Source organism: Streptomyces sp. NPDC015139 (assembly GCF_043079785.1).
GTDB classification, from domain to species: domain Bacteria; phylum Actinomycetota; class Actinomycetes; order Streptomycetales; family Streptomycetaceae; genus Streptomyces; species Streptomyces albidocamelliae.
The window spans coordinates 1-12,991 of the sequence record NZ_JBIBUW010000034.1; the positions used below are offsets into that span (position 1 = coordinate 1).

General features: G+C 71.8%; 12 protein-coding genes. 4 read left to right on the top strand and 8 right to left on the bottom strand.

Going from position 1 to position 12,991, the window contains the following annotated elements:
* Positions 1-205 precede the first annotated feature (205 nt).
* On the top strand, positions 206-1,177 hold the full coding sequence (locus ACF08B_RS39895) for an ATP-binding cassette domain-containing protein (RefSeq protein ID WP_392321944.1): 972 nt from the start codon (positions 206-208) through the stop codon (positions 1,175-1,177).
* Positions 1,174-1,992, top strand: a complete 819-nt coding sequence (locus tag ACF08B_RS39900; RefSeq protein WP_392321945.1) for an ABC transporter permease — start codon at positions 1,174-1,176, stop codon at positions 1,990-1,992. Before ACF08B_RS39895 ends, ACF08B_RS39900 begins: the two co-directional genes overlap by 4 nt.
* Before the next feature lie 116 nt (positions 1,993-2,108).
* Here the strand turns inward: ACF08B_RS39900 and ACF08B_RS39905 are convergent, their stop codons facing one another.
* Positions 2,109-2,771 (bottom strand): NADPH-dependent F420 reductase, encoded by a 663-nt coding sequence (locus tag ACF08B_RS39905; protein WP_392321946.1) that lies wholly within the window; start codon positions 2,769-2,771, stop codon positions 2,109-2,111.
* Between the two features lie 187 nt (positions 2,772-2,958).
* The gene (locus ACF08B_RS39910) at positions 2,959-3,171 is read right to left on the bottom strand and encodes an EF-hand domain-containing protein (protein WP_392321947.1); all 213 of its coding nucleotides are present in this window, start codon (positions 3,169-3,171) and stop codon (positions 2,959-2,961) included.
* 157 nt (positions 3,172-3,328) lie between these two features.
* On the opposite strand from ACF08B_RS39910, the gene ACF08B_RS39915 reads away from it, so the two are divergent.
* Complete coding sequence (locus ACF08B_RS39915; protein ID WP_392321948.1) at positions 3,329-3,997, top strand: GNAT family N-acetyltransferase; 669 nt, start codon at positions 3,329-3,331, stop codon at positions 3,995-3,997.
* Here ACF08B_RS39915 and ACF08B_RS39920 read toward each other — a convergent pair.
* From ACF08B_RS39920 to ACF08B_RS39945, 6 genes are all read right to left on the bottom strand, one after another.
* Positions 3,964-5,151 (bottom strand): hypothetical protein, encoded by a 1,188-nt coding sequence (locus tag ACF08B_RS39920; protein WP_392321949.1) that lies wholly within the window; start codon positions 5,149-5,151, stop codon positions 3,964-3,966. The genes ACF08B_RS39915 and ACF08B_RS39920 overlap by 34 nt on opposite strands.
* Complete coding sequence (locus ACF08B_RS39925) at positions 5,151-5,969, bottom strand: polysaccharide deacetylase family protein (protein WP_392321950.1); 819 nt, start codon at positions 5,967-5,969, stop codon at positions 5,151-5,153. Before ACF08B_RS39925 ends, ACF08B_RS39920 begins: the two co-directional genes overlap by 1 nt.
* A 126-nt stretch (positions 5,970-6,095) precedes the next feature.
* Entirely contained in the window at positions 6,096-6,599 is a 504-nt protein-coding gene (locus ACF08B_RS39930) for an ATP-binding protein (RefSeq protein WP_055710475.1), read from the bottom strand.
* 298 nt (positions 6,600-6,897) lie between these two features.
* The gene (locus ACF08B_RS39935; RefSeq protein WP_392321951.1) at positions 6,898-7,665 is read right to left on the bottom strand and encodes an enoyl-CoA hydratase/isomerase family protein; all 768 of its coding nucleotides are present in this window, start codon (positions 7,663-7,665) and stop codon (positions 6,898-6,900) included.
* 80 nt (positions 7,666-7,745) lie between these two features.
* On the bottom strand, positions 7,746-8,978 hold the full coding sequence (locus tag ACF08B_RS39940; protein ID WP_392321968.1) for an Ig-like domain-containing protein: 1,233 nt from the start codon (positions 8,976-8,978) through the stop codon (positions 7,746-7,748).
* Between the two features lie 158 nt (positions 8,979-9,136).
* Positions 9,137-10,360, bottom strand: a complete 1,224-nt coding sequence (locus ACF08B_RS39945) for an Ig-like domain-containing protein (protein WP_392321952.1) — start codon at positions 10,358-10,360, stop codon at positions 9,137-9,139.
* A gap of 224 nt (positions 10,361-10,584) precedes the next feature.
* Here ACF08B_RS39945 and glgX point away from each other — a divergent pair, with 224 nt between their 5' ends.
* Positions 10,585-12,825: a glycogen debranching protein GlgX gene (gene glgX, locus ACF08B_RS39950; protein ID WP_392321953.1), complete on the top strand. Its 2,241-nt coding sequence runs from the start codon at positions 10,585-10,587 to the stop codon at positions 12,823-12,825.
* Positions 12,826-12,991 lie beyond the last annotated feature (166 nt).

Sequence of the window (12,991 nt, forward strand, 5' to 3'; positions counted from 1 at the left end):
GCACCCAGCACGGCCGGATCTCCGTCACCGCCGCCCGCGGCACCTCCGCCACCCTCGACGCCGGCACCGCCTACGGCCGCATCCACAACGCACTCACCAACACCGACGGCGCCGCCGCCAACCTCACCATCCACGCGTCCACCGGCTACGGCGACATCGACGCCCGCAGCCTGTAGACCCGCGACCATCATCAGGGGGCACTCTCATGACCGACTCGGCCATCGCGGCGCACGAACTGCGCAAGTCCTACGGCGACAAGACCGTCCTCGACGGTGTCGACCTGGCCGTCCCACAGGGAACGATCTTCTCCCTGCTCGGCCCGAACGGCGCCGGCAAGACGACCGTCGTCAAGATCCTCTCCACCCTCGTCTCCCCCGGCCCCGGCTCCGGCCCGATCCGGGTCGCCGGCCACGACCTCGCCAGGAACCCGCAGGCCGTGCGCGCCGCGATCGGCGTCACCGGGCAGTTCTCCGCCGTCGACGGCCTGATCACCGGCGAGGAGAACATGCTCCTCATGGCGGACCTGCACCACCTCTCCCGCCGCGAGGGACGACGGGTCGCCGCCGAACTGCTGGAGCGCTTCGACCTCGGCGAGGCCGCGAGGAAGCCGGCCGCCACCTACTCCGGCGGTATGAAGCGCCGCCTCGACATCGCCATGACCCTGGTCGGCGCCCCGCGGGTCATCTTCCTCGACGAGCCGACCACGGGGCTCGACCCACGCTCCCGGCACACCATGTGGCAGATCATCCGCGAGCTCGTCACGGGCGGTGTCACCGTCTTCCTCACCACCCAGTACCTGGAGGAGGCCGACGAACTCGCCGACCGGATCGCCGTGCTGCACGACGGCGGGATCGCCGCCGAGGGCACGGCCGAGGAGCTGAAGCGGCTGGTCCCCGGCGGACACGTGCGGCTGCGTTTCACCGACCCGGCCGGGTACCGGAGCGCCGTCTCCGCCCTCGGCGAGGCCGTCCGGGACGACGAGGCCCTCACGCTGCAGGTCCCCGGCGACGGCGGCCAGCGGGCACTGCGTTCCCTCCTCGACCGGCTGGACACGGCCGGCGTCGAGGCCGACGAACTGACCGTGCACACCCCCGACCTCGACGACGTCTTCTTCGCCCTGACCGGCGGCGCAGGCATCCCCGACCAGCCGAACCAGTCCAAGGAGCCCGTCCGATGAGCGCACCCCTGGCCCCCGCCCGCCCGAACGGTTTCTCCCTCGCCGTACGCGACTGCGTCACGATGCTGCGCCGCAACCTCCTGCACGCCCGGCGCTACCCGTCGCTCACCCTGAACCTGCTGCTGACCCCGATCATGCTGCTGCTGCTCTTCGTCTACGTCTTCGGCGACACCATGAGCGCGGGCATCGGCGGCGGCAGACCGGACCGCTCCGCCTACATCGCCTACATCGTCCCGGGGCTGTTGCTGATGACCATCGGCAGCACCGTGGTCGGGACCGCGGTGTCCGTCTCCAACGACATGACCGAGGGCATCATCGCCCGCTTCCGGACGATGGCGATCCACCGCGGTTCGGTGCTCGTCGGGCACGTCGTGGGCAGCGTGCTCCAGTCGGTCGTGAGCGTGGTCCTCGTCGGCGCCGTCGCCGTGGCCATCGGCTTCCGCTCCACCGACGCCACCGTGCTGGAGTGGCTCGCGGCGTTCGGACTGCTCGTGCTCTTCGCCACGGCGCTCACCTGGATCGCCGTCGGCATGGGGCTCGTCAGCCCGAACGCCGAGGCCGCCGGGAACAACGCGATGCCGCTGATCCTGCTGCCGCTGCTGTCCAGCGCGTTCGTCCCCGTCGACGCGATGCCGGGCTGGTTCCGGCCGGTCGCCGAGTACCAGCCGTTCACGCCCGCCATCGAGACCCTGCGCGGTCTGCTGCTCGGCACCGGGATCGGTCACCACGGCTGGCTCGCCGTCGCCTGGTGCGTGGGCCTCGCGGTGCTCGGGTACTTCTGGTCGACCGCGAGGTTCGACCGCGATCCGAAGTAGCCGCCGTGAGAACGCGGGCCGGCTCCCGCGACCCGCACCCGAGGGGGCGGCGCACGTCGACACCCGGTCGACGCGCGCCGCCCCCTTCCCGTGCGGGAGACGAACCGCGTGCGGGGTCAGCCCCGGAAGTCCGCCGGGCGTTCCGGGGAGGCCTCCGCGAGGGCCTTGCGGACCGCGGCCACGTCCCCGCGCAGCCCGTACACCGGGGTGCCCGGCTGCTGGTGCCAGGAGTCGTCGATGCCGCCCGCGTCGACCGTGTCGAAGCCGAGCTCGTCGATCAGGGCCCGGACCCTGGCCTTGGCCGGCTCGTCGTCGCCGGCTACCGGGAGGGCCATGCGGCCGGGGTCGCCCGCCGGGCGGGGGCGGTCCAGGATGTCCTGGGCGAAGGTGCCGTTGAAGGCCTTGATCACCGGGCGGCCCAGGTGGCGTTCGGTCCAGCGGCTCTCGGTGAGGCCCTCCTCCTCGATGCCGGCGATCCGGCCGTCGCGCTGCTGCGGGTAGTAGTTGCCGGTGTCGATCACCGCGGCGCCCTCGGCCGCGCCGGCGAGCAGGCCGGCGGGCAGGTCCGGTACGGCCTTCAGGGGAACGGTGACGACGACGACCTCGGCGCCCTCGGCCGCCTCTTCGGCGCGGACCGGGGTGGCGCCGGTCTCCTCGGCCAGTTCCTTGAGCGTCTCGGGTCCGCGGGAGTTGGCCACGAGGACGTCGTGACCGAGGGCGGTGAGCCGCCGGGTGAGGTTGCCGCCGATGTTGCCCGCGCCGATGATGCCGATCTTCATGACATGCCCTCCGGGTATCGATGCACACGCATACGTCCGTCCGGCGTCAACTCCGGCGGGGCGGGGGTGTATTCCGTGGCCCCGGCGATCGGGTGAGGGGGCCGGAACAGCGCGGAGGGGGTGCCCCTCCCGCTGCTCGCGGGACGGGCACCCCCTCCGGGGCACGCCAGGGTTCGGCGGTCCGGGACTACTTGTTCAGGTAGGCCCAGAACTCGTCGAACGACAGGACCTTGTCGCCGTTCAGGTCGCGGGTGCCGATGATGCTCTCGGCCACCGTGTCGGTGACGTTCCAGTCACCACCCTGCGCCAGGGCGGACTTGAACTCGGCCGCGGTGATGAACCCGTCACCGTCCGCGTCGATCCGCTGGAACTGCTTGCGTGCTTCTTCGATGTCCGCCACCGATCCGCCCCTTTTGGTCGTGTTTCTCGTGCCGTGCTGGCGTACTGACGCAGGTCAGATTAACGGCCCGGCCGGACACGCAGTGCCGCGGCCACCCACCCGGGCTCCGCGCCTGCGAGTCTGGGCCGTCCAGTGGGCCAGACCGAAGGAGCGGGCCTTGGAGACCTTGCGGGACATTCTCGACGCGGCGGCGCGCGGCGCCTTCCCGCCGGCGGACGGCCGGACGACGGTCGTACCGCAGCCCTCGGAGCGGGACGCCGGGGTGATCGCGTTCACCGGGCACTCGGTCGTGTTCACCGACGAGGACCCCCGCTGGGTGCGCGGGGCGCTGCGCGCGGCCGAGTGCGGGAGCGACGCCCTGGCCGCGGCGATGAGCCCCCGTTTCCTGACCGCGCTGCTGGACCGGACGGGCCGTCTCACCGACACCGTGGACGTCCTGCTGGTGGGTGCCCCGCTGCCGGGGACTCCCGCGATCCCCCTGCGCGCGCTCGACGACCCGGCCCACCCCCGGGTGCGCAGCTCGCGCCGGCGTCGCGACGCGGTCCGGGTGTGGACGGCGGACGGCGGGCTGCTGGTGCTGGGGCGAGGGGTCGCCGGCCGGCTGGAGGTGGCCGTGGAGGTGGCGGAGGAGCACCGGCACCGGGGGCTGGGGCGGGCACTGGTGACGGCGGCCCGGCAGCTGGCCGGGGAGCCGGTGTGGGCCCAGGTGGCGGCGGGGAACGCCCGCAGCATGCGGGCGTTCCAGGCGTCCGGGTACCGGCCGGTGGGCTCGGAGGCGCTGCTGCGGCCGGGTCAGCGGAAGATGCCGGTGTGCCCGAGCGAGTAACGGCCCGGCTGGGGGTAGACGGCGAGGCCGTGCGGGCCGCTGCCGACCTTGATGCGGGCGAGTTCCGCGCCGGTACGGGTGTCGATGGCGTAGACCTCGGCGTTGTAGCGGCCGGACAGCCACAGGACCTTGCCGTCGGCGGAGACCCCGCCCATGTCGGGGCTGCCGCCGCCGGGCAGGCGCCACTTCTTGGTGAGGCGGTTGCGGGTGAAGTCGAAGAGGGAGATCGTGCCCTCGCCGCGGTTGGAGATGTACATCTCGCGGGAGTCCCGGCTGACGTACAGGCCGTGGGTGCCCTTGCCGGTGGCGAGGAACCGGGGCCTGGTGAACTTGTCGCCGTCGAGGATCCACAGGCCGTTGGCCATCATGTCGGCGATGTAGAACAGCTTGCCGTCCGGGGAGATCTTCACGTCCTGCGGCATGGCGCCCTGGAACGGCAGTTTCTCCTGCGCGACCACCTTCATGGCCGCGGTGTCGACCTTGAGGACCTCGCCGCTGAACTCGCAGGAGACGATGAAGTAGCGGCCGTCGACCGAGAAGTCGGCGTGGTTGACGCCGTAGCAGCTGACCGGGACGGCCTTGACGACCTTCATCGTGTGGGCGTCGCGGAAGACGAGTTCGCGGTCCATGGAGGCCATGACGACGGCGTACTTGCCGTCGGGGGTGAAGTAGAGGTTGTACGGGTCGTGCACCTCGACCGGCTTGCCCGCCCGGCCGGTGCGCGGGTCGATGGGGGTGAGGCTGTTGCCGAGGTCGTTGTTGACCCAGAGGGTCTTCAGGTCCCAGGACGGTACGACGTGCTGGGGCTGGTGCCCGACGGGGATGGTCTCGATCACCCGGTAGGTCTTCGGGTCGATGACGGTGACCGTGTCGGACTGGGTGTTGGGGACGTACACCCGGGAGGGGAAGTCCTTGACCACGGGCGAGAGGCGGTTCGGCCGGTCGGCGGCGTAGACGTCGGTCGGGTCCTCCACCGGCGGCATCCCGGGCAGTACGTTCACCAGTGGCTGCTTGGCCCGCGGCTGGACCGGCGCCTTGCTGGCGGGGGCCGCGTTCTCGGGGTGCTCCTGCCCGCCGCCGCACGCCGAGAGCAGCGTCAGGGCGGTGAGGGCGGCGCCGGCGGCCAGCAGGCGGGCGGCTTTCGTGGTTCTCATCAGCTCAGCAGCTCCGTGGTGGTGACCGCGCGCAGTCCGCGGCGGTCGAGTTCGTGGAGGACGTCGGGCAGGGCGGCGACCGTGTCCGGATAGCCGAAGTGCATGCTCACCACGGACCCGTTGGTCACGTCGGCGAGGACCTTGCGGGTGACGGCGGCGGCGCCGGGGCGGGTGTAGTCGAGCGAGTCGACGTCGTACGACAGCACGTGCGGGTAGCCGGCGGCGCGGGCCAGCCCGGCGACGAGCGGTGAGGCGGTGGGCGCGCGCGAGGGGCGGAACCAGGTGCCGATGGAGCCGGTGAGCCGCCGGAGCCGGTCGGCGCAGTCGGTGATCTCCTTGCGCGCCGACGCCTGTGACATGGCGTTGACGGAGACGTGGCGCTGGGTGTGGTTGCCGAGGTCGTGGCCGCCGTCGAGGATGCGGCGGGCGACGTCCGGGTGCTCGTCCAGCCAGGTGCCGACGGCGAGCACGGTGAGGCGGGCGCCGCGCTTCTCGGCCGTGCTCAGCAGGGAGTGGGCGAGGGCGGGGTCGCCCTGGCCGTGGAAGGTGAGGGCGACCTGGGGGCGGGTGCGCGGGCCGTGGGTGATCTGGGCCGGCTGTCCGGGGTAGGCCCGGGGTGCGGGCGCGGTCCGGGCGGTGGCCGCCGTCCGGCCGGACACGGAGGCGTCGGGCGGGGACAGGGGGGTGGACGCGTCGGCCGGCGTGGTGGCCGGGGCGGCCTGTCCGGAGCCGCAGCCGGCGGCCAGCGCGCCGCCGGTGACGAGCCCGGCGCCCGCGCGGAGCACCTCGCGTCGGTTGGTCGTGGTCACTCGCACCATTTAAGGGGCGAAGAGTAAGAAAACCGCCGATTAGCCGGTTCGGGGTGTTATCGGGTCGCGGGGTGCGTACCCGGCCCGTCGGGCGCGCCACGCCCCGCGACGCGGGCGTGATCCGAACGACAGGGCCTAGCGGTCGGCGACCCGCATCTCGAACCAGGTGGTCTTGCCGCGCGGCAGCAGGTCCACGCCCCACCGGTCGGAGAGTTTGTCGACGAGGAACAGTCCGCGGCCGCTGACGTCCATCTCCTGAACGGGCATCAGGCAGGGCAGGCCGCGGGAGGGGTCGCGGACCTCCACGCGGATCCAGCCGGGGCGGCGGCGCATGCGCAGACCGAAGACGCGTGCACCGGTGTGCCGTACGGCGTTGCCGACGAGTTCCGACACGAGTAGGACGGCGTCCTCGGTGAGCTTCGGGGTCAGCCGCCAGGTGCGCAGGACGACGACCTGGGCGAGCCGGCGGGCGGTGGCGGCGGACTCCGGGCGGGACGGCAGCGGTACTTCCGCCTCCGTCGGGTTGCCGAACAGTTCGAGCGCCTTGAGCGCCTGTTCGTCCTCGACCGCAGGCGACCATCGTGCCGCGGCCGCACGGCTGTGTCCCCGCGGCTGTTCGATGCCCTCCAGCCCCGCCATGCCCCCATGATGGCCGCCCGGAGCCGTCTTGGGGGCCGTTCCGGAGGAATACGCCCCCCGTACGCCCCTGCCGTGCGCTCGGCGATCGGCATATGCCGAGGGCATGTCGACGTTCGGTGCATCCTGGTTGACCTGCGGCGACGGGCCACTCGCGGGCAATCGCCGGAACGCCCCGACAAGACAGGCTTAAGGTTGCCTTAAGGCTCCCATAAACCGCCCCATCGGGGGACCCGAGTAAGACGCCGTGTCAATTGCAAGGGTTCCGGGGCGAGTTACGGAGAAGTTCACCCCGTGGGCGTCAGAGGAACTTGGCCTTGCCCGGCCCTTCCTCGACGAAGCTGCGCATGCCCCGCTCGCGGTCCTCGGTGGCGAACAGACCCGCGAACCAGTTCCGTTCGACGGCGAGGCCGGTGTCGATGTCGGTCTCCAGGCCGGTGTCGACGGACTCCTTGGCGGCACGCAGCGCGATCGCCGGACCCTGGGCGAGCTTCGCGGCCCAGGCGTGTGCCTGCTCGTACACCTCGGCGGCCGGCACGACCCGGTCGACCAGGCCGATCGCGAGGGCCTCGTCCGCCTTGACCTGGCGGCCCGTGAAGATGAGGTCCTTGGCCCTGGACGGTCCGACCAGCCGGGGCAGCCGCTGGGTGCCGCCGGCGCCCGGGATCAGGCCGAGCAGGATCTCGGGCTGGCCGAGCTTGGCGTTGTCGGCGGCGATGCGGTAGTCGGCGCACAGGGCGAGTTCGCAGCCGCCGCCGAGCGCGTAGCCGGTGATCGCCGCGACGACGGGCTTGGGGATGCGGGCCACGGCGGTGAAGGAGTCCTGGAGGGCGCGGGAGCGCTGGACCATCCCGGCGTGGTCCATGTTCTGCATCTCCTTGATGTCCGCGCCCGCCGCGAACACCCGCTCGCCTCCGTAGATCACCACGGCGCGCACGTCGTCGCGGCGCGTGGCCTCCTCGGCGAGTTCCTTCAGCCGGTCCTGCGTGGCGATGTCCAGCGCGTTCATCGGGGGCCGGTCCAGGCGCAGGGTTCCGACGCCTTCGGCGACTTCGAGAGAGACGGTCATGGTGAGCAGGTTAACGGGGACTAACGGGAACGGGCCCGGTGCCGTTCCTCACAGCACCGGGCCCGTACGTCGGGTGTGGCTCACTTCTTCCAGTCGGCCCAGGACATGTTCCAGCCGTTGAGGCCGTTGGCCGGGTCCACCGTGCGGTCGTGGGACTTCTTCACGACCACCACGTCACCGACCATGGAGTGGTTGAAGAACCAGGCCGCCGGGACGCCCTTGTCGTAGCCGCCGCGCACGTCGCGCAGGCCCACGCAGCCGTGGCTGGCGTTGTAGTTGCCGAAGGCGCCGCCGCCCCAGTAGTTGCCGTGGATGAAGGTGCCGGAGGTGGTGAGGCGGATGGCGTGCGGCACGTCCTTGATGTCGTACTCGCCGCCATAGCCGACGGTCTCGCCGTTCATCCGGGTGACGGCGAGCTTCTCGCTCATGACCATCTGGCCGTTCCAGGTCTCGTAGCCGGGCTTGCCCGTGGTGACCGGGATGGTCTTGACGACCTTGCCGTCCTGGGTGACCTTCATCGTGTGCTTCTTCGCGTCCACGACGGAGACCTGGTTGCGGCCGATGGTGAACTTCACGGTCTTGCGCTGTTCGCCGTAGACGCCGTCGCGGCCCTCGACGCCGTCCAGGTCGAGGTCGACGGTGACCTCGGTGCCGGACTTCCAGTAGTTCTCGGGACGGAAGTCCAGGCGGTCGTTGCCGAACCAGTGGCCCTCGACGTCGACGGCCGGCTCGGTCTTGATGCGGATCGCCTTCTCCACGGCGTCCGGGCTGGTGATGCCCCGCGTGAAACGTATGGAGAACGGCATGCCCACGCCGACGGTGGAACCGTCCTCGGGGGTGAAGTAACCGGTGAAGGTGTTCTTCGGGGTCAGCGTGGTGAAAGTGGAGTCCTCGGCGGCCGCGCGGCCCTCGGAGTCCTTCGCGACCGCGTGCACCGTGTACTTGGTGCCGGCGGCCAGATGGGTCGACGGCGTCCACGAGGCGCCGCCGCCGGATATGGTGCCGTCGATCTTCGCGCCCTTGGCGTCCTTGACGGTCACCTCGGTCAGCTTGCCCTTGGCGACGGCCACCTTGAGGGCGCCGCTCGTGTCGACGCCCGTGGCACCGGACTTGGGCACGATGCTGACGGCGGCCGTGGACTGCTTGCCCTGCTGGGTCGCGCCCTTGTCCTTGCCGTCCCCCGGACCCGCCTTGTCGTCACCGCCCCCGCCGCACGCGGCGAGCGTCAGCACGAGAGCGCCGGCCACCATCGCCAGTCCCCTACGACCTCGCCGCTTTGCCACCGACGCCCCCGAAACAGGCCGCACGTTCAACTCGCACTCCCCCTCGCCGGACCTGGCCAGGTCCGCTCCCCACCACACTGGTGCGCGCATATTAACCGCCTGGTCATGAGGCGGGTGTCAGGCGTATGTCACCGTTCCGTCGCAACTTCCGCCCGACCCCCCCGCCCCGAACCCGGCCCCTCACCCGGTTACTTCACCGCGCTGCCCGCTTTCCACACCTTCCAGGTCATGTTCCACCCGCCGAGCCCGTTGTCGGGTGAGACGGTTTTGTCCTTGCTGTGCACCACCTCGACGACGTCACCGACGAGACTGCGGTCGAAGAACCAGCCCGCCGGGGTGTCCGAACTGCCGCCCTTGACATCCATCAACCCCACGCAGCCGTGGCTGACGTTGACCTGGCCGGGGGCGTCCGGGGCCCAGTAGTTGCCGTGCAGGAAGGTGCCGGAGTCGGTCAGCTTCATGGCGTGCGGGACGTCGGGGATGTCGTACTCGCCGCCGAAGCCCACCGTCTGGCTGTTCATGCGGGTGACCTCCAGCATGTCCATCACCACCATCTTCCCGTTGTACGTCGGGTGCTTGGGGGCGCCCGCCGTGATCGGGACCGTGGCGAGGAGCTGCCCGTCGCGCCGTACGTCCATGGTGTGCTTGGCGGCGTCGACCAGGGAGACCTGGCTGCGGCCGACGGTGAACGAGAACGTCTTGTCCTGCAGCCCGTAGGCGCCGCGCGCGCCTTCGACGTCCCGCAGGTGCAGGTCGACGGTGACCTCGGTGCCGGGCTTCCAGTAGCGCTCGGGGCGGAAGTCCAGGCGGTCCTTGCCGAACCAGTGCGGGCGGATCTCGACGGGGGGCCGCGCGCTGACGTGGACGGCGCGCTCGACGGCGGCACGGTCGGTGATCTCCCGGCTGAAGGCGAGGGAGACGATCATCCCGGTGCCGACCACGGAGCGGTTCTCCGGGGTGACGTAGCCGATGAACCGCTGGTCGGGGACGTAGGTGGTGAAGGTGGTGTGCCGGGCCGAGCGGCGGCCCCGGGAGTCGAGCGCGACCACGTCGACGGTGTACTTGGCGGCGAGCGCCAGCTTGGCCTCCTCCGGCTGCCAGGTCAGCCCGTCGCCGCTGATACGGCCGGGGACCGGGGTGTCCTGCGCGTCCTGCGACCGGACGACCGTCACCTTCTCCAGGCGTCCGCCCGGCACCCGCACCCGCAGCCGGCTGTCGGGCCGTACGGCCTTGCTGCCGTCGTCCGGGGTGACACGGATGACGTCCTCGGGAGCCGGGGGTTTGCCCAGCGATCCGCCGATACCCAGCGGGCCCGAGCCGTCCGCCGAGCAGCCTGCCGCCAGCCCTGTCCACATCACTGCCGCGGCCAGCGCGGCCAGCGCGCGCCGCGCGCGTCCTTGTACGTGCCTCACGCGGGACTCAACGACGGCGCACGCTCCGGGGAAACGTGAGTGCGACCCAAGCATTGGGCAGAACAGAGGGAAGGACGACACGTTGGGGAGCCGCCGCGCCCGCGCCGGAGCCGTCGGGGCGCAGCCGTGTCGGGTGGTCAGGGGTGCCGGCAGGCACGCCCGGCCCCCGGGCACGGCCGACTGCGCCGCCCCGGGGGCGAGCCACTGAAAGAGGGGCCGACAAGGTGACGAGCGCAGCCGAGCAGCGGGCACCGGCCGGGGAGCCGGCCGGGAGCGGGCAACCGGCGGCGGTGAACGGCTCCCGGCGGGCCGTACCGCCCGCACCGGCCGTGTGGCCGGGTGCGCCGACCCCGCTGGGGGCCCGGTTCCGGGTGGGCCCGGACGGGGTCGCGGGCACCAACTTCGCCCTGTGGGCGGCCGGGGCGGAGGCGGTCCGGGTGTGCCTGTTCGACGAGCGGGGCCGGGAGACCCGGATCCCGCTGACCGAACTGACGCACGAGATCTGGCACGGCTTCGTGCCCGGCGTGATGCCCGGACAGCGCTACGGCTACCGGGTGGACGGCCGCTGGGACCCCTGGACCGGCGCCCGCTGGAACCCGGCCAAGCTGCTGCTCGACCCGTACGCCCGGGCGGTCGACGGGGAGTTCCGGCTGCCGCCCGAGGTGTACGGGCACGTCCGGGACTGGCCCGAGCAGCATGTCGCGGACACCGTGCGGGACGAACGGGACTCGGCGCCGTACGTGCCGAAGGGGGTCGTCGTCCACGACGACGACGACTGGTCCGACGACCGCCGCCCCAAGACGCCGTGGGCGGACTCGGTGATCTACGAACTGCATGTGCGCGGCTTCACCGCGCTGCACCCGGACATCCCCGAGGAACTGCGCGGCACCTACGCCGGCCTGGCCCATCCGGCCGCGATCGAGCACCTGGTGCGGCTCGGCGTCACGGCCGTGGAGCTGCTGCCCGTCCACCAGTTCGCGCACGAGGACCACCTGCTGCGCCGGGGTCTGAAGAACTACTGGGGCTACAACTCCATCGGCTACTTCGCCCCGCACGCGGCGTACGCGGCCTCCGGTACGACGGGCCGGCAGGTCGGCGAGTTCAAGCGGATGGTGCGCGCCCTGCACGCGGCCGGTATCGAGGTCATCCTCGACGTGGTCTACAACCACACGGCGGAGGCGGGCGAGCTGGGCCCGACCCTGTCCCTGAAGGGCATCGACAACCGCGGCTACTACCGGCTCCAGGGCGATGCCCGCCGCTACGCGGACTACACCGGCTGCGGCAACACCCTGCACGTCGTCCAGCCCCAGGTCCTGCGCCTGATCACGGACTCGCTGCGCTACTGGGTCACGGAGATGGGCGTCGACGGATTCCGGTTCGACCTCGCGGCGGCGCTCGCCCGTTCGATGCACGACGTCGACATGCTCTCCCCGTTCCTCGCGGTCATCGCCCAGGACCCGGTGCTGCGCCGGATGAAGCTGATCGCCGAGCCCTGGGACATCGGCTCGGGCGGCTACCAGGTGGGCGCGTTCCCCCCGCTGTGGACGGAGTGGAACGACCGCTACCGCGACGCGGTACGGGACTTCTGGCGGCACGCCCTGCCGGACGTCCGCGAGATGGGCTACCGCCTGTCCGGCTCCAGCGATCTGTACGCCTGGGGCGGCCGCCGCCCGTACGCCTCGGTCAACTTCGTCACCGCGCACGACGGGTTCACCCTGCGCGACCTGGTGTCGTACGAACGCAAGCACAACGAGGCCAACGGCGAGAACAACCGCGACGGCACCGGCGACAACCGCTCCTGGAACTGCGGCACGGAGGGCGAGACCGGCGACGAGCGGGTACGGGCGCTGCGGCGCAGGCAGCTGCGCAACCTCCTGACCACGCTGCTGCTGTCCACCGGGGTGCCCATGCTGGTCGCCGGTGACGAACTGGGCCGCACCCAGCGCGGCAACAACAACGCCTACTGTCAGGACAACGAGATCAGCTGGCTGGACTGGTCGCTGCTGCGGGAGCCCGGCTGGCGGGCGCTGTACGAGCTGACCTCACGGCTGATCGCGCTGCGCCACCGGCACCCGGTGCTGCGCCGCCGCGCCTTCTTCTCCGGCCGGGCCCACTCGGCGGACGGGCTGCGGGACCTCGCCTGGTTCACCTCGCGGGGCGCGGAGATGACCGAGGGCGACTGGTACGCGCCCGCGGCCACGCTCGGCATGTACCTCTCCGGGCGGGACATCCCGGGCCGGGACGAACGGGGCGCGCCGGTCGTGGACGACAGCTTCCTCGCGGTGCTGCACGCGGGCGACCGGCCGACGGGCTTCGTGCTGCCGGGCCCGCCGTGGGCGGAGCGGTACGAGGTCGTCGTGGACACCTCCCGGGAGGAACAGACCGAAGCCCCGGGCACGGTCCACCCGGCGGGCGTGGAGATCACGGTCCCGGCCCGCGCGGTACTGCTGCTCAAGGTCGCCTGAACCCCTGGGCGCGATGTCACCGCGGGCCCTCCGGACCCGTCCGTACGGCCGTGCGGGAGACTCCACGAGCCTGTGCGCGGGCTGTGCGTGACACGGATCACGCCGGCCGGGTGCAGCGCTCGAGGGGGTCCAGGGCCTTTCCCCTGGTGTAGACAGCCGGCGAGGA

Coding starts and splice junctions, on each gene's coding strand:
- ACF08B_RS39925 (WP_392321950.1), bottom strand. CDS start 5,969: ATGGTGCGAGTGACCACGACCAACCGACGCGAGGTGCTCCGCGCGGGC.
- ACF08B_RS39905 (WP_392321946.1), bottom strand. CDS start 2,771: ATGAAGATCGGCATCATCGGCGCGGGCAACATCGGCGGCAACCTCACC.
- ACF08B_RS39920 (WP_392321949.1), bottom strand. CDS start 5,151: ATGAGAACCACGAAAGCCGCCCGCCTGCTGGCCGCCGGCGCCGCCCTC.
- ACF08B_RS39935 (WP_392321951.1), bottom strand. CDS start 7,665: ATGACCGTCTCTCTCGAAGTCGCCGAAGGCGTCGGAACCCTGCGCCTG.
- ACF08B_RS39895 (WP_392321944.1), top strand. CDS start 206: ATGACCGACTCGGCCATCGCGGCGCACGAACTGCGCAAGTCCTACGGC.
- ACF08B_RS39900 (WP_392321945.1), top strand. CDS start 1,174: ATGAGCGCACCCCTGGCCCCCGCCCGCCCGAACGGTTTCTCCCTCGCC.
- ACF08B_RS39930 (WP_055710475.1), bottom strand. CDS start 6,599: ATGGCGGGGCTGGAGGGCATCGAACAGCCGCGGGGACACAGCCGTGCG.